A 16,103-nucleotide genomic window follows, 5' to 3' on the forward strand; every position below is an offset into this window, starting at 1 on the left:
ACGCTATCGGCGCCCAGGCACGCACCTCGCGGCACTTGCCCAGCGCCCACGATGCTCCGCATCGAGGCCACTGCTCAAGCACCACGATGCACGCACCTGGACACCGCTATCGTTCGAGCTACACCATTCACGGGGCACCAGGGAGGGCTGATGGACGTCGAGGCGTTCGTGTCCGTGCATCAGCCGCAGTGGGATCGGCTGGCGGCGCTGACCCGGCGGCAGCGCCGGTTGACCGGTGCTGAGGCCGATGAGCTCGTGTCGCTCTACCAGCGGGTCGGTACCCACCTGTCGGCGCTCCGGGCGAGTGGAGCCGACCCTGTGACGATCGGCCGCCTCTCCGGGCTCATCGGTGACGCGCGAGGTGCGGTGACGGGTGCACAGGCACCTGTGTGGCGTGACATCTCCCGGTACTTCCTGGTGAGCTTCCCCGCCGCCCTCTACACCTCTCGCCGCTGGTGGCTCACCATCGGCCTGCTGTTCTACCTGGTGGCGGCCTGGATGGCCTGGCGGATCATCGCGCACCCAGAGGTGCTCGACTCGGTCACCACTCCGGCACAGATCCAGCAGCTCGTCGACGAGGACTTCGCCAACTACTACTCCGAGAACCCGGCCCAGGACTTCGCCCTGCGGGTCTGGATCAACAACGCGACGGTATCGGCCGCAGTACTGGCTATCGGCGTACTGCTGGTGCCGACGATGTTCGTGCTCTGGAGCAACGCGATGAACCTCGGCATCAACGCCGGGGTGATGATCGGCCACGACCGCGCCGACGTGTTCTTCGGCCTGATCACTCCGCACGGCCTGCTCGAGCTGACCGCGGTGTTCGTCGCGGCGGCGGCCGGGCTGCGGCTCGGCTGGTCGTGGATCGCGCCCGGCCCGCGAACCAGGATGCACGCGCTCGCCCAGACCGGCCGGGCGACCGTGGGGATGGCGATCGGCCTCGCGGTCATCTTGTTGATCACTGGTTTGATTGAAGCGTTCGTCACCCCGTCGCACCTGCCGACCGCGGTCCGGGTCGGCATCGGCGTACTGGTCGAGATCGGCTTCTTCGTCTATGTCTGGACGCTCGGCCGGCGGGCCGCGCGATCCGGCGAGTACGGCGACGTGGAGCTGTCCGAGCGCGAGGCGAGTGCACCGCTGTCGGTCTGACCGGCGTTTCCGGGCGGGTACAGGGTGCTTTATGAGGACCGCCCAGAAAGCCCAGCAAAGTCGTCTGTATGCCGTCGCGATCACCGTCGGCCTGATCGCGTACGGCGTGGTACATCTGCTGATCGCGTGGATCGCGCTCCAACTCGCCTGGGGCAAGAGCTCGGGCGAGGCCGACCAGCAAGGCGCGCTCCAGGAACTGGCGAGCAAGCCCTTCGGTGGCGTGCTCCTGTGGATCGTCGCCGTCGGCCTGCTGGCGCTGGTGATCTGGAAGGTGCTGGAACTCGTCTACGGCCACCTCGACACCGAGAAGAAGGTGTCGTCGATCGGTCGGGGCATCGTCTATCTCGCGCTGTCGATCAGCGCGGCCAAGGTGGCGATGGGCTCCTCGAAGTCCGGCACCAGCCAGTCCAGCGGGATGACCGCGAAGCTGATGCAGAGCGGTTTCGGCCGGGTGGTGGTCGTGATCGCCGGCCTGGTCATCATCGGCGTCGGTGTTCGCCAGCTGTACAAGGCGGTGACGAAGAAGTTCACCGAGGACCTGACCGGCGGCGTCTCGGAGTCGACGATCATGCTCGGCCGGGTCGGCTACGCCGCCAAGGGAATAGCCTTCCTGATCGTCGGCGGCCTGTTCGCCTACGCGGCGATCAACTACGACACGAAGAAGGCCGGCGGCCTCGACACCGCCCTGCGCACGATCAAGGACCAGCCCTTCGGCTCGGTGCTACTCACCCTGATGGCGCTCGGGATCGCCTGCTTCGGCGTCTACTGCTTCGTCTGGTCGCGCAACGCCAGGCACTGACGGCAGCCACGCCTTGATCGTCGTACCGTCGCCAGGCGCTGACGTGATGTCGAGCGTGCCGTGGTGGATCCGGACACGCTCGTTCATGCCGGCCAGGCCGTGCCGGTAGCCGATGGACGCCGCAGCGACGTCGAAGCCGGATCCGTCGTCGCGGATCTCGACCGAGACACCGCTGGCCTGTACGTCGACCAGCAGCCGCGCACTGTCCGCCCTCGAGTGTTTGGCGACGTTGGTGAGCGCCTCCTGCGCCAGCCGGTAGACGGTCAGCTGCACGCTGTCCGGTAGCGCAGCGGGATCCCCGCGAACCTCGAGCGACACCGGAATCCCTTGCTCGGTCAGGCTCCCGGCCAGCGCAGGTAGCTGGCCGAGCCCGGGCATCGGTGCTTGAGCGGGCGATCCAGGCTCACCCCTCAGCGCCCACAACATCCGGTCGAGCTCGGTCAGCGCGCGGCGGCCGGTGTCGCCGATCCGCCGGAAGCCGCGGACCGCGTCCTTGGTCGTTCTGGCGACGAGATCCGGACCGGTCTCGGCCTGGATGACCATCAGGTTGACGTGGTGAGCGACCACGTCGTGCAGGTCCCGGGCGATCTGGGCGCGTTCCTCCAGCAGCACCTGGGTCTGCTCGTGTTCCTGGTTGCGCTTGATCAACTGCTCCTCGCGGAGCGTGGCGCGCTGGCTCCGGCGGACGGTCCGGACCAGCAGACCGACACACCACGGCGCGACCAGGGCGAGGGAGTACGTGAACGGCCACACCCGGTCGAACGCAGTCACGAGCAGACTGGAGTCGCTCTCGCCGGGGAACACCTGCATCAGGGCCGCTTGCGGATCCGAGTAGACGACCCGGATCAGACCTTCTGCTCCAAGGGTGCTGCTGGCCAGGTACATCGCTCCCAGGACGTTCGCGGTGAGTGTCGCCGAGAAGGTCGGTCTGCGCCAGGCCGCGGCCGAGTACAACGCCACCGCCAGCGCGAAGATCAGTACCCACGGGGTCTGCGCGGTGGCATACCCCGCGATCGCGGCCAGGCCGAGTACGGCGCACGCTACGACCGGCAGCCGTCGACGGAGGACAAGTGTCAACGGCGCGAGCGTGAGGGAGACCGTCAGCACCGCGCGGATGCCCACCTGGTAGTCGACGTCGGATTGCGAGTGGTACCAGAGCTGCAGGAGGCTGAAGACCGCGGCGAGCAGTCCGTCGAATCGCCACGGGCTGCGTTCGTCGTCGACCCGGATGATGTCGTCGACCAACGGGGCCAGCCGGGACCGGAGGTCGACCGAGCGGAGCAGGAAGCCGGCGAGCCAGCTGATGGCGAGCACCAGCGACAGTTCCACCGGCCAGTGCACGATGGTGTCGTGTTCGTTGAGGTCCGAGGCCGCGATCCGCGCGTAGTTGGGGAAGAGCCACGTCGGGGTGTCCGGGCGGCAGTAGACGAGGTCGATCACCCGGGGCCAGATGGTCGTGGTGGCGATCACCGGCAGGAAAGTGATCACCGGAGCGACCCACCGGCCGATCGGCGACCGCACCGATCTGGCCGCGGAGAAGAGGGCCACGGCCAGGCATACGAGCAGTACCGGCTGGGTGTTCGTCGGGAGATAGGCGAGGGTGATCGCGGCGGTGAGCACGATGCAGGGGATCAGCGGCCGGCTGGCCCGGAAGACCAGCGTCGCCGGCGCCAGAATGAGGCTCAGGGCGACCCAGGGGTCGACGAAGTGCCAGCGTTCGATGCCGCCGATCAGGAAGATGTCGGCCACCATCGCGCTGATGCCGAGCAGCGCGATCAACAGGTCGGCGACCGGGACAGTGGCCGGCAGCAGGCGCGCGGCAGGCATCCGGATGCTGCTGGTCTGGGCACTCACCTGTCCATTCTGTGACGCCCGGAGGTCGTCGGCGTCACTCCTTCGAGTGATGCTCAGTCGGCGCCGGTGGTCTGGTGGGCGAGGTTGGAGGGGGCGCCGCGGTAGAAGGCCCGGATCCGGTATGCCGCGACGCGCTCGCTGGGGAGCGTGGTCAGGTCGGTGACGGTCGAGTTGGGGTCGATGAAGCCGGCTACCCGGTACTGGGCCTGGTTCGCCGGCTTGATCTCGAGGAGGTAGCCGTCCTCGTCGGTGGCGTTGTCGGTCCAGGAGACGCGGACTCCGTCGGTGCCGATCGACCGGGCGGCGACCTCGGTCGGCGTACCGGCTCCTGATCGGACCGAGCCGATGTCGGCGCTCGCCCTGGCCGCCCGGTAAGTCGTTGCTGCGGGCAACTTCACCTCGACGGGGGACGAGACCGGGCCGAGGACCGGAGTGACGCGGTAGTAGAAGGGGGTCCTGGGAATCAGGTCGGGATGCTTGTACCGGTGCTGGCCGGCGGTGACGAAGTCGAGGATCGTGTAGCGGCCGTCGGGCTCGGTGGCGAACTCGACGATGGTGCTGGTCGATTCGGCCGGGCCGCCCGACCAGGACAGGGTGATGTCGGTCGGGGTGTCGAGAGTGGCGGTGAGTTCGGGGGCGACCGGCTTGGCGGCGCGGGTGCCGGCCGGCTGGCCGGTTGCCTGGGATGCGCAACCGGTCAGCGCGGCCAGCAGTGCCACCGCTGTGGCGAGACGGATCAACAGGACCTACTTCCGCCAGAAGTTGACGCCGCTCCACTGGACCGTGATCGGGCCCTTGCCGCTGTCGGTGCGGTACGAGCCGAACTTGTCGTAGAAGCTGCCACCGGGGCTGGAGATGGTCTGCTTCAGGGAGCCGTTGATGTAGGTCTTGTGGGTGCTGCCGACGACGTGCACGGTGTTCACCCGGACCGTCGTACCGACCGTGGCGCCGTTCGCGACGGTGCCGGCGCCGACCCGGTAGAGCCGGCCGCCGCTCTCCACCGCGAGCATGAAGAACGGCCCGGCCGCGCTCTCGTTGAAGGTCTGCTTGAGGCTGATCCGGGTGCCGCCGGACATCGAGGTGATCTTGAAGTACCCCTCGAACTGGCGGCTGCCGCTGGAGTAGGTGGCGTACCGGCGCTCGGCGCGCTGGTCGCCGCTGCCGGTGGAGCAGGTCAGCTGGAAGGTCAGGCCGCTGATCTGGCCGCAGCCGCGTTCCTGCTCGGAGAAGGACGGGGAGTAGGAGGTCCAGCCGCCAGGCTCGACCTCGGCGAAGGCGCTGGGGGCGGCGAGCGTCAGGGCGGCGGTCACTGCGACCGCGGCGCCGAGCGCGCGAAAGCGTTTCGTCATGGTTTGTACCTCATCGGATAGTTCGGGGCGTTAACTGTCCGCGTACGCCCGCTCACCATAAGGCAAACGCTTACCGCTCAACAGAGCCCTTCGCGGGATTTTATGGAACCCAGTTCCATGACCCCGGGGCAACGATACTGTGACAAAAATACGTTAATCGTTGACGAACGGTAGCCGAATGGTGTGGTTTTCTCCCTAAACCACCAGGGCGGAAGGTGCGTGGGGCGGATGCGGAGATGGATCGGCGCGGCGGCGGCGATGGCGATGCTGGCGCTCGGGGGACTGTCAGGGGTGACCGCTCAGGCGGTCTCCAGCAGCGCCCAGGCAGACCCTGCGGCGCCCAAGGTGATCAGGGTCGGGGCCACCCAGTCGGTGGACTCGCTGAATCCGTTCCTGGCGGTCCGGCTGGTCTCGTCGTCGATCCACCGGTGGATGTACGGCTTCCTGACCGTGCCGGACCCCAAGACGCTGCAGCCCAGTCCTGACCTGGCCGAGTCCTGGACGACCTCGCCCGACGGGCTGACCTGGACGTTCAAGATCCGCCAGGCGAAGTGGTCCGACGGCCAGCCGATCACCGCGGACGACGCGGCCTGGACGTTCAACAAGATGATCACCGACGACGGCGCCAAGACCGCGAACGGCCCGGCGGTGGAGAACTTCGCCGGCGTCACGGCGAGCGGCCAGGAGCTGACGATCAAGCTCAAGGCGCCACAGGCGTCGATGCTCGACAATCCGGTGCCGATCATGCCCAAGCACGTGTGGGAGAAGGTCGCCGACATCTCGAAGTACGAGGCCACCGACTTCCCGGCCGTGACGAGTGGGCCGTACATCGCGGTGGAGCAGAAGAAGGACCAGTACGTGAAGCTCAAGGCGAACCCGGACTACTGGCGGGGCGCGCCGAAGATCGACGAGCTGCAGGTGATCTTCTACGACAACCCGGCGGCCGCGATCGTCGGGCTGAAGAAGGGCGACATCGACCTGATCGGCCGGCTCGCGCCGCCGGACTTCGACGCGCTCAAGGGTGACAGCAACATCGTCCAGTGGAACGAGCAGGGCCGGCGGGCGACGTACCTGCAGATCAACCACGGTGCGACGACCAGCGACAACAAGCCGATCGGCGACGGGCATCCGGCGCTGAAGGACCCGAAGGTGCGGGAGGCGCTGCACTACGCGATCGACAAGCAGAAGCTGGTCGACGAGGTGCAGAACGGGCTGGCGGTGCCGGCCGACGGATCGATCATTCCGCCGATGTACAAGGACTTCTTCTGGCAGGCGTCGGGGGCGGAGAAGGTCAGCTTCGACCTGGCCAAGGCGAACAAGATCCTCGACGACGCCGGGTACAAGAAGGGCGCCGACGGGGTCCGGACGATGCCGGACGGGTCGCGCAAGCTGCAGTTCCGGTTCAGCATCCACACCGACACGCCGATCGAGGAGAAGCTCGCGGAGTACCTGACCGGGTGGTTCAAGGAGCTCGGCATCACGCTGACCACCAAGCGGCTCGACTCGAGCAAGTTCACCGAGGAGACCGGGACGACGGCGCTGTTCGACATCGCGATCAGCGGCTGGTCGGTGAACCCGGATCCGGAAGAGGTGCTGGCGACGCACCTGTGCAGCCGGCGGCCGACGGCGTCGGGCGAGGGCGGCGGTACCGAGTCGTTCTACTGCGACCCGCAGTACGAGGCGTTGTACCAGCAGCAGTTGAAGGAACTCGACCGGCCGAAGCGCGCCGACATCATCAAGAAGATGGAGGAGCGGCTCTACACGGACGCTCCGGTGATCGCGCTGTACTACCCGAACGACCTCGAGGGCTATCGCAAGGACCGGATCGCTTCGATCACGCCGATCCCCGAGGACAAGGGCATCCTGTACGGCGGCAGCGGCTACTGGCCGTTCTACACACTCCAGGCCGTCACCAAGGACGCCGGTACCGACGAAGGCGGCTCCAGCACCGGCGTGATCGTCGGCGTCGCGGTCGCGGCGGTCGTGCTCCTCGGAGCCGGCTTCCTCTTCACCCGCCGCCGCAAGATGGTGGCGGACGACCGCGAATGACGATCGCACCGCCGGCGGCCGAGGCGATCGATGAGCAGCCCGCCGGCCGGGGGTTGCTCCGGTACGCCTTGGCCAAGGTCGGTGGGGCGCTGCTGAGCATCGCGATGGTGATCGTGGCGACGTTCTTCGCGTTCCGGTTGCTGCCGGGGGATCCGGTGCGGGCGCTGGCGCAGGGGCGGAACATGACGCCGGAGCAGCTCGATCTGGAGCGGCACCGGCTGGGGCTGGACAAGTCGCTGGCCGAGCAGTTCGTCCATTTCGTCAACCAGACGGTGCATTTCGACCTCGGTACGTCGTACGAGTACAAGCGCCCCGTACTGGACCTGATCGGCGAACGCATCGGCTCCACCCTGCTGCTCACCGGTACCGCGCTGGTGATGGCCGTCAGCCTCGGCATCTGGCAAGGAGCCCGCGCCGGGTGGAAGCCGGGCAGCAGGTTCGACAAGTTCTCGACCGGGGTGTCGCTGGTGCTGTGGTCGGTGCCGACGTTCTGGCTCGGACTCCTGCTGCTGATGGTGTTCGCGGCTGGGATCGGGCCGATTCCGGGCATCTTCCCGACCCGGGGGATCGAGAGCGTCGACGCGCCGGACGGGTTCGGGTATGTGCTGGATGTGGCCAAACACATGGTGCTGCCGTGCTTGACGATGGTGGCGGTCGTCTACGCGCAGTACCTGCTGGTGATGCGGTCGTCGGTGCTCGACGAGGTGGGGCAGGACTACGTGACGACGGCGCGGGCGAAGGGGTTGCGAGACGACGAGATCCGGCGGCGGCACGCAGTACCGAATGCGCTGTTGCCGACGGTGACGCTGGTGTTCATGCGGATCGGGTTCGTGGTCGGCGGGGCGGTGACGGTCGAGGCGATCTTCAGCTGGCCGGGGCTGGGGCAGTTGTTCTACGAGGCGATCCGGGTGCCTGACTTCACGTTGATGCAGGGCACGTTCCTGTTGATCACGGTGTCGGTGATCCTGATGAACACGCTCGCGGATGTCGTGTACCACCTGCTCGATCCTCGGGTGAGGTCGGCATGAGCATCACTTGGACGCGGCGGCGACTTGCCCTGGGACGCTTCTGGGGAGACTTCCGGACGCATCGGGCCGGGGTGATCGGGCTGGCGATTCTGTTGCTGGCCGTGTTGCTGGCGGTGATCGCGCCGCTGTTCATCGACGCGGGCGTGACGAATGTCGTCAGCGGGACGCGCGAGAAGCTTGCGCCGCCGAGCTGGGCCGATCCTTTGGGTACGGACGAGTCGGGGCGGTCCGTGCTGCTGATGATCTGGTGGGGGTCGCGGACGTCGTTGCTGATCGGGTTCCTCGCCGCGTTGCTGAGCATGGTGATCGGGACGGTGCTGGGCATCGCGGCCGGGCACTTCCGCGGGTGGATCGGTGCGATCGTCATGCGGATCACCGACTGGTTCCTGGTGCTGCCGTCGCTGGTGACGGCGCTGGTGCTGGCGGCGATCCTGGGTGGCAGCACGGTGACGATCATCGCGGCGATCGGGGTGACCTCGTGGCCGTCGACGGCCCGGCTGATCCGGGCGCAGACGCTGGCGGTGGAGGCGCGGCCGTACATCGAACGGTCGCAGGCATTGGGTGGCGGGCATTGGCACATCACCACGCGGCACGTGTTGCCGAACGTCGCACCGTTGCTGTTGGCAAGTACGACGCTGGAGGTCGCGAGCGCGATCGTCACGGAGTCGACGCTGGCCTTTCTCGGGGTCAGCGCGAACAAGACGTCTTGGGGGACGATGCTGCGTGGGTCGTACGACTGGGGCGCGGCGACGTCGGGTGCTTGGTGGTACATCCTCGTACCGGGCTTGTGCATCGTGATCGTGGTGATGGCGTTCACGCTGTGCGGCCGGGCGCTGGAGACCGTGCTGAATCCCCGGCTGCGGAGGGCGGTCTGATGAGTCTGCTCGAGTTGGACTCGTTGTCGGTGACGTACCGGATCGCGTCGGGGGACGTGCCCGCGGTACGGGATGTGTCGCTGTCGCTGGAGGCCGGTGAGGCGCTTGGGGTGGTAGGCGAGTCGGGGTCGGGGAAGTCGACGCTGGCGATGGCTCTGCTGCGGTTGCTGCCGCGTGACGCCCGGACTTCGGGGCGGATCATGCTCGGTGGCGAGGATGTGCTGGCGATGAAGTGGGGGCGGTTGCGGGCGGTTCGCTGGGCTGAGGCGTCGATCGTGTTCCAGGGTGCGCAGCATGGGCTGAATCCGGTGCAGCGGATCGGTGATCAGATCGCCGAACCGCTGCTGGTGCACAAGCTGGCTGGACCTGCGAAGGCTTCTGAGCGAGTTGTCGAACTGCTGCGGCAGGTCGGGTTGCCCGCCTGGCGAGCGCGCAGTTATCCGCATGAGCTGTCCGGTGGGCAGCGGCAGCGGGTGATGATCGCGATGGCGCTGGCGTGTGAGCCGCAGTTGATCATCGCGGACGAGCCGACGACTGCGCTCGACCTGATGGTGCAGGCGCAGGTGCTGACGCTGATCAAGTCGCTGATCGCTTCGCAGGGGATCTCGCTGCTGATGATCTCGCATGACCTGTCGGTGCTGGCTGACACTTGTGACCGGTTGGCGGTGATGTACGCCGGGCGACTGGTCGAGACCGGTCCTGCGGACGGGGTCTTCCGGCATCCCTACAGCCAGGCGCTGGCGGCTGCTTTTCCGACGGTGGGTGATCCGGCGTCGCGGCTGGCGCCTCGCGGTCTCGGGGGTGATCCGCCGGATCCGCAGCAGTTGCCGTCGGGGTGCGTGTTCCATCCGCGGTGCCCGGTGGCGCTGGAGTCGTGCTCTTCGGTCGACGTCGAACTGCGGCCGGCGGGCGATCGGCGTACGGCGGCCTGTGTTCTGGTGCTGGAGGAATCTTGCTAGAGGCAACCTCTTTGGCGGTCGAGTTCGCCTCCCGCGGCCGGCGTCCGGCGCGGGCGGTGGACGGCGTCAACCTGTCCGTCGGCGCCGGTGAGATCGTCGCGCTGGTCGGCGAGTCGGGCTGCGGCAAGACGACGCTGGCCCGGACGCTGCTCGGCCTCGAACGTCCTTCGTCAGGGACGGTTTCGTACGACGGTACGCCGCTCTCCTATCGGGCCAAGGCGCTCAAGGCCTACCGTCGCCAGGTCCAGCTGGTGCTGCAGGACCCGATGGGCTCACTCAACCCACGCCAGACGGTCTACGAAGCCGTTGCCGAAGGCCCCCGGATCCACGGCCTGCCCGACGAGGAGAAGGTCGTCGCCGAGGCGTTGTCGCGGGCCGGCCTCCGCCCACCCGAACGCTTCTTCCTGCGCTACCCGCACGAACTGTCCGGCGGCCAACGACAACGCGTGGTGATCGCCGGCGCGCTGGCCCTCAACCCGAAGGTCCTCATCGCCGACGAGCCCGTCGCCTCCCTCGACGCCTCCGTCCGCGGCGAGATCCTCGCCCTCCTGCTCCGCCTCCGCGACGAACTCGGCCTGTCCGCTCTCGTGGTCACCCACGACCTCGGCCTCGCCTGGAACATCGCCGACCGGGTCGCCGTCATGTACCTGGGCCGCATCGTCGAATCCGGCCCCACCGAACAGATCCTCAAGTCCCCCCAGCACCCCTACACCCAAGCCCTGCTCTCGGTACTTCCCGAGTCCCCGGCCCGCATCGTCCTGACCGGTGAGCCGCCGGACCCCACCCGCATCCCCGGCGGCTGCCGCTTCCACCCCCGCTGCCAGGTAGTCGCGTCCGGAAACCCCATCGCCGACAAATGCCGCACCGACGTACTCCCGATCCTGCCGGCGTCCGACGCTGCTCAAGCAGCCTGCCACCTGCTCTGAGGTAGATCGGGCACAAGCGGCAGGCAGTACCAGCTAGAGGCGGCCGGCTTTTTTGAGGGCTAGGTAAGTGTCGGCTAGGGCGGGGGCTATTTGGTCTGGGTTGGCGTCTACGACTGTGGCGCCTGCTCGGGTCAGAACGGCGGTGACTCGTTCTCGGTCGAGGCGGGTGCGGGCGGCTGAGGCGGCGCCGTAGATCTCGATCATGTCGGAGAGGGAGGATTCCATCTCGGTCAGGCGGGGGTCGGCGACCGAGGCCAGGACTACTACGTGGCGGCGCAGGAGGGGGCCGATGACGGGGAGGAGGGATTCCTCGATCACGGCTGGGTCCAGGCCGGTTAGGAGGACTACCAGGGAGCGTTGGCCTAGGCGTTCCAGGACCTGGGATACGACGACCCGGAAGTCTGTTTGGACTAGTTGGGCGTCTACGTTGGCTAGCGCGTTGACGAAGGACGGTAGGACGTCTTGGGGTGCGGGGCGGCGGACGTCGGCTCGGACCTCGGAGTCGCAGGCCAGTAAGGAGACTCGGTCGCCGGCGCGGGTGGCCAGGGCGGCCAGGAGGAGGGCGGCGTCCATGGCGTGGTCCAGGCGGGGTGCGTCGCCTACGCGGCCGGCGGACATGCGGCCGGAGTCGATGACGATGGCTACCTGGCGATCGCGCTCGGGGCGCCAGGTGCGCAGTACTACGGTGTTGCGCCGAGCCGTCGCCCGCCAGTCGATGCTCCGGACGTCGTCACCCGGCACGTAGTCCCGCAGTGAGTCGAACTCGGTGCCCTGGCCCCTTACCAACAAGGCAGTTCGGCCATCGAGCTCCCGCAACCGGGCAAGCCGCGACGGCAAGTGCTTGCGGCTGTTGAACGGCGGTAACGCCCGTACCGTCCACGGCACCTTGTGCGCCCCCTGCCGCCCAGCAAACCCGAGCGGCCCGATCGACCGCACGGTCACGCGATCTGCATGCCGATCCCCACGCCTGGTAGGCAGCAGGTGTGTGGTCAACCGCCGCCGCTCACCCGACGGCAGGTCCAGCTTGTGCGGAGGATCCTGTACTCCGGCCGAAGGCGGCCAAGCATCACGCAGCAGCCCCTTAACCCGCCGCCCGGGATTAGCCACCAGCAGCGTCACCACAGCCGGCTGCCCCAACCGCACCGCCGTATCGCCCTCCCGGCTCAACTGCAGCCGTCGAGGCGACCCAGCCAGCAACAGGTCGACCACGCACACCACCAGCACGGCAGCGACCACTATGCCGACCCCAGCCCACCGGGGCATGAGCACGGCGACGAACAGCACCCCCGCCGCGGCCAGTACGCCGGCCCGGCCAGTCAGGACCATCAGCGTGGCACTGGCACCGTGGCCAGCACACTCTCCAGTACTGCGTCCGCCGTGACACCTTCCAGCTCTGCCTCAGGCCGGATCTGCACCCGGTGCCGCAGGCAAGGACGTGCCATCGCCTTCACGTCATCGGGGATCACGTAGTCGCGCCCGGACAACCAGGCCCACGCCCGAGCCACCGCAAGCAGCGCAGTAGCCCCACGCGGCGACACCCCGAGCTGCAGCGACGGCGACTGCCGAGTGGCCCGACACAGGTCGACCACATAAGCCAGTACGTCCTCCCGTACTGCGACCCGCCGCACCGCCGCCTGCCCCGCCAGCAAGTCCTCCGGCCCGGCCACCGGGCGCAACCCGGCGGCCACCAGGTCACGAGGATCGAAACCGGCAGCATGCCGAGCCAGTACTGCGATCTCGGCGTCCCGCGGCGGAATGTCCAGCGTCACCTTCAGCAGGAACCGGTCCAACTGTGCCTCGGGCAACGGATAAGTGCCCTCGTACTCGATCGGGTTCTGGGTCGCCGCCACGACAAAGGGAACCGGCAGCAGCCGGGGCTCGCCGTCGACGGTGACCTGCCGCTCCTCCATCGCCTCGAGCAGCGCGGCCTGCGTCTTGGGCGGCGTCCGGTTGATCTCGTCCGCGAGCAGGATGTTGGTGAACACCGGCCCCTTGCGGAACTCGAACTCGCTGGTCTTCGCGTCGTACACCAGCGACCCGGTGACATCACCAGGCATCAGGTCGGGGGTGAACTGGACCCGCTTGGTCTCCAGCCGCATCGCCATCGACAGCGCCCGCACCATCAGCGTCTTCGCCGTACCGGGGACTCCTTCCAGCAGGACGTGGCCGCGGCAGAGCAGGGCGAGGACCAGGGCGGTGACGGCCGTCTCCTGGCCGACCACCGCCTTGCCGATCTCGTTCCGCAGCTCGACCAGAGCCTGCCTGGCCCGTTCGGGGGTGACCTCGATAGCGGTCGTCACGGGTGTCGTACCTCCAGCGTCAGCAGGTCCAGCTCATGGGACAAGAACATCAGTGCGGCGTCGTCGAGTGGTGGTTGACCATAGAGCAGTTCGTACAGCATCGCGGGATCCCTGCCCGTCCGGGCGGCGATTGCGGCCACTACTGCGGTCGGCTCGGCCCGGCGAGGGATGCCGTGCGCAGTATGGAGCTTGCCTAGCGCTGACTCGCGCAGAGCAGCCGCAGCACGGTCCCGAGCCCGGGAGCGACGGTAGAGGCGAGCCCTGCCCTCAGTGGTCTCCGCTGCATGCACGATGACCGGCAATGGCTCCGGTACTACGGGCCCGAGCCGCCGCCCACGCCAGATGGCCACCACGAAGGCCGCGAACGCCAGTGCCCAGGCGATGTACCGGACGTCCGGCGGGACCAGTGGCGGCCCGTCGCTGTCGTCGTCATCGCCGTAGTCGTAGCTGTCGTTCTCGTACTGCGGCAGGTACCAGACCACCTCGGAGTTCGTGCCGATCAGGTTCAGCGCCAGGGCCGCGTTGCCGTCCTCGGCCAGCATCTCGTTGGTGAAGGACTGCGGTGAGCCGACGACGTCGACGATCTTGCCGCCGGTCTCGAGCCGGATGAGCGTGTGGTTGATGCCGTCGCCGTAGCAGGCGATGGCCGAGTCGGGTGCGGAGTACGAGGCGCCGCTGACGGTCGCAGTACCGGCCTTGACCGCGGCGGGGAGGTCGCAGTCGGGAGCGCGGCTGTCTTCGGGCAGTGTCGTGCTCGCGTTCAGTACGCCGGGTGCGATGAGCTCCAGTGCCCTCGTGCCCGGCCGGATCAGCACCACGTGTCCCCAGCCGCCCATGGCGATGTCCTGCCAGTCCGAGCGGCTCAAGGAGCCGCCGGGCGCGATCAGCAGCGTCTTGTCGGCGCTGCCGTCGACTGCATCCTGGTAGGCCGTCGTGCCGGTTACCTCGACCTGGTGGTTCTCCAGCAGTGCAGCAAGGGCTTTGGCGCCCGCCGGGTCGGCAGAGTCCGGGCTGAACGGCCCAGAGGTCCGGGCGGCTCCTGCGATGAGCAGTACGAGCAGGCCGAGCACCACGAGCCCGGTGACCAGGAGGGGCACTCGCAGCGCACGCCAGGCCTCGGTACCGCTTCTACCGACCGCAGTACTCATTCCTGCACCAACTGTCGCGTCGATACATGCCTGGCGGCCTCATCGGCAGTTACCACCAGCGCATAGCGCTCAGGCGTCCCAGGCCGGTTGCCGTAGACAACCTCCGTGAACACGAGCGCCGCCGGCTGCAGTGGCTCCCGCAGAGCCGGTACTACGCGCCCAGCGTCCGCCACAGCCTCGTACGCCGTCCGCCCCGGCCGCTCGTCGAGCACAGTGCGCTCGGTCAGCTCCGCAACGCAAGCGCGGAAGCGACTCCGCACCGCAGCCGCGTAGTCACCACGCCCCGCCTCCGAGACGGCCTGGGAACGGTAGGCAGCCGCACTACGTGGCCGGTCGTCCTCGAAGACAGCCTGGCCCTTGGCGCCACGCGTGGTCCGCAGTACGCCGGCCCGCCACAGCACCACGATGACGACCAGCACGATCAGCCCGAGCAGCATCGCCAGGCCTGCCCGGCCGTCGGTGGACTGGCCGGTCAGGTTGCGCAGCAGGTCCGCGATCCACTGCATGATGTGGTCGAGGATCCGGGAGATGACGTTGTCGCCGGCCTGGCCGTACGCGGGCTTGGCCAGCTCCTTGGCGGCCTCCCGTGCCGCGTCGTCGCGGTTGACGTCGACTGGCGGCTCGAGGAACACCAGGGCCCTCACAGGGCCGGCCCAGTCGGTGCTTTGAGGGCCGGACGCATCCACAGGTCGAGCCCCTCGCGCCGGACCCGCAGGTCCAGGTAGATGAGCGCCTGGACCGCCGACATGAAGGCGAGGCTGGCGATCAGGGTCAGGATGGTCGCGAGCCCGGCGGAGACGGCCAGCACGACCGAGACGATGGTGGCAGTGCTGTCCTCACTGCCATCGGCCCAGGAGCCCAGCGTCGCGGCCAGCGTGCCGATGCCGAACTGCAGCGCGTAGCTGACGATGTTCACCACCAGTCCGCCGAACAGCAGGATGCCGAGCACCCGCCAGAACTTACCGCGTACCAGCCGCCAGGACCGCTTCAGCGAGCCCCAGACGCCAACCCTGGCAGGGATGTAGAGCCCGATATCCGGAGCATGCTTGCCCTCCATCAGGACCACAGTGCCCGCCAGGACCAGCCGGATCCCGAAGATGAGCACCAGGACGCCACCGACCAGCACCAGCAGTACTGCGACCAGCCCGGCCGCCTCGGACGAGATCAGCGCGTCCGTACCGGCGCCGATGGCGAAGACGCCCAGACCCCAGCCGGCGATGATCACGCCGAAGCAGAGCGACTGGACGACGCCCACGGCGGCCAGAGCGGGCAGGGACCGGCGTACCAGCCGCAGGAGCTCGCGTGGGCCGACCCGGTTGGCCAGCTGGCTACGTACGGCTGCCAGGGCGATGATGCCGGACAGCATGCTCGACACCACCGCGAACAGGATCAGCTCCACCCCGTACATGACCAGCATGGCGATGCCGGCCTGCTCGAAGGGGGAGTCCGCGTTGAAGAAGCCACTGATCCCACCGGGCACGGTCAGTTGGGTCAGTGCGGCCTGTACCGCGGCCAGCGCGACCCCGGCCAGCACCGGGAGGCCCAGCATGATCGCCTTGTTCTCGGAGATGGTCCGGGCGGCGTTGTCGAGCAGGTCGGCGGGCAGCCACGGCCGCAGCGGTTCGGAGTACTCCGAACTCTCGTAGACCCCGATGTCGTCGCCCATC

The 16,103-nt window shown here is 68.1% G+C and carries 15 protein-coding genes; 7 read left to right on the forward strand and 8 right to left on the reverse strand.

Translation table 11 applies throughout. The annotated features are described in order from the left end of the window. The first annotated feature begins 150 nt into the window (after positions 1-150). Positions 151-1,149: a stage II sporulation protein M gene (locus ABD768_RS42200; protein ID WP_344850499.1), complete on the forward strand. Its 999-nt coding sequence runs from the start codon at positions 151-153 to the stop codon at positions 1,147-1,149. Positions 1,150-1,180: 31 nt separating this feature from the next. Continuing rightward, positions 1,181-1,948 (forward strand): DUF1206 domain-containing protein, encoded by a 768-nt coding sequence (locus ABD768_RS42205; RefSeq protein ID WP_343983615.1) that lies wholly within the window; start codon positions 1,181-1,183, stop codon positions 1,946-1,948. Here ABD768_RS42205 and ABD768_RS42210 read toward each other — a convergent pair. The 3 genes from ABD768_RS42210 to ABD768_RS42220 are packed head-to-tail and all read right to left on the reverse strand — an operon-like array spanning position 1,871 to position 5,151. Continuing rightward, a complete protein-coding gene (locus ABD768_RS42210; RefSeq protein ID WP_344850502.1) occupies positions 1,871-3,802 on the reverse strand; it encodes a sensor histidine kinase in 1,932 nt (643 codons plus the stop codon). The genes ABD768_RS42205 and ABD768_RS42210 overlap by 78 nt on opposite strands. A 53-nt stretch (positions 3,803-3,855) precedes the next feature. Continuing rightward, positions 3,856-4,542 carry a fibronectin type III domain-containing protein gene (locus ABD768_RS42215; protein WP_344850505.1) on the reverse strand — a complete coding sequence of 229 codons (687 nt, stop codon included), beginning with the start codon at positions 4,540-4,542 and terminating at the stop codon, positions 3,856-3,858. A gap of 6 nt (positions 4,543-4,548) precedes the next feature. Continuing rightward, the gene (locus ABD768_RS42220) at positions 4,549-5,151 is read right to left on the reverse strand and encodes a hypothetical protein (protein ID WP_343983624.1); all 603 of its coding nucleotides are present in this window, start codon (positions 5,149-5,151) and stop codon (positions 4,549-4,551) included. 228 nt (positions 5,152-5,379) lie between these two features. Here ABD768_RS42220 and ABD768_RS42225 point away from each other — a divergent pair, with 228 nt between their 5' ends. Genes ABD768_RS42225 through ABD768_RS42245 form a run of 5 tightly spaced genes read left to right on the forward strand, consistent with a single transcriptional unit; the run spans position 5,380 to position 10,988 of the window. Further along, on the forward strand, positions 5,380-7,200 hold the full coding sequence (locus ABD768_RS42225) for an ABC transporter substrate-binding protein (RefSeq protein ID WP_344850508.1): 1,821 nt from the start codon (positions 5,380-5,382) through the stop codon (positions 7,198-7,200). After that, complete coding sequence (locus tag ABD768_RS42230) at positions 7,197-8,228, forward strand: ABC transporter permease (RefSeq protein WP_343983630.1); 1,032 nt, start codon at positions 7,197-7,199, stop codon at positions 8,226-8,228. Before ABD768_RS42225 ends, ABD768_RS42230 begins: the two co-directional genes overlap by 4 nt. Then, on the forward strand, positions 8,225-9,103 hold the full coding sequence (locus ABD768_RS42235) for an ABC transporter permease (protein WP_343983633.1): 879 nt from the start codon (positions 8,225-8,227) through the stop codon (positions 9,101-9,103). The genes ABD768_RS42230 and ABD768_RS42235 overlap by 4 nt, the downstream gene beginning before the upstream one ends. Beyond that, positions 9,103-10,062, forward strand: coding sequence for an ABC transporter ATP-binding protein (locus tag ABD768_RS42240; protein WP_344850510.1), 960 nt, complete (start codon positions 9,103-9,105; stop codon positions 10,060-10,062). The genes ABD768_RS42235 and ABD768_RS42240 overlap by 1 nt, the downstream gene beginning before the upstream one ends. Next, positions 10,056-10,988 (forward strand): ABC transporter ATP-binding protein, encoded by a 933-nt coding sequence (locus ABD768_RS42245; RefSeq protein ID WP_343983639.1) that lies wholly within the window; start codon positions 10,056-10,058, stop codon positions 10,986-10,988. Before ABD768_RS42240 ends, ABD768_RS42245 begins: the two co-directional genes overlap by 7 nt. 33 nt (positions 10,989-11,021) lie before the next feature. Here the strand turns inward: ABD768_RS42245 and ABD768_RS42250 are convergent, their stop codons facing one another. Genes ABD768_RS42250 through ABD768_RS42270 form a run of 5 tightly spaced genes read right to left on the reverse strand, consistent with a single transcriptional unit; the run spans position 11,022 to position 16,102 of the window. Beyond that, on the reverse strand, positions 11,022-12,314 hold the full coding sequence (locus ABD768_RS42250) for a DUF58 domain-containing protein (RefSeq protein ID WP_343983642.1): 1,293 nt from the start codon (positions 12,312-12,314) through the stop codon (positions 11,022-11,024). Further along, complete coding sequence (locus ABD768_RS42255) at positions 12,314-13,288, reverse strand: AAA family ATPase (protein ID WP_343983645.1); 975 nt, start codon at positions 13,286-13,288, stop codon at positions 12,314-12,316. The genes ABD768_RS42250 and ABD768_RS42255 overlap by 1 nt, the downstream gene beginning before the upstream one ends. After that, positions 13,285-14,436 (reverse strand): DUF4350 domain-containing protein, encoded by a 1,152-nt coding sequence (locus ABD768_RS42260; RefSeq protein ID WP_343983648.1) that lies wholly within the window; start codon positions 14,434-14,436, stop codon positions 13,285-13,287. Before ABD768_RS42260 ends, ABD768_RS42255 begins: the two co-directional genes overlap by 4 nt. Then, positions 14,433-15,080 (reverse strand): DUF4129 domain-containing protein, encoded by a 648-nt coding sequence (locus tag ABD768_RS42265; RefSeq protein ID WP_344850514.1) that lies wholly within the window; start codon positions 15,078-15,080, stop codon positions 14,433-14,435. The genes ABD768_RS42260 and ABD768_RS42265 overlap by 4 nt, the downstream gene beginning before the upstream one ends. After that, complete coding sequence (locus tag ABD768_RS42270) at positions 15,077-16,102, reverse strand: hypothetical protein (protein WP_343983653.1); 1,026 nt, start codon at positions 16,100-16,102, stop codon at positions 15,077-15,079. The genes ABD768_RS42265 and ABD768_RS42270 overlap by 4 nt, the downstream gene beginning before the upstream one ends. Between the last annotated feature and the right edge of the window lies 1 nt (position 16,103).

It is taken from the genome of Kribbella ginsengisoli (genome assembly GCF_039537185.1).
Classification (GTDB): Bacteria; Actinomycetota; Actinomycetes; order Propionibacteriales; family Kribbellaceae; genus Kribbella; species Kribbella koreensis.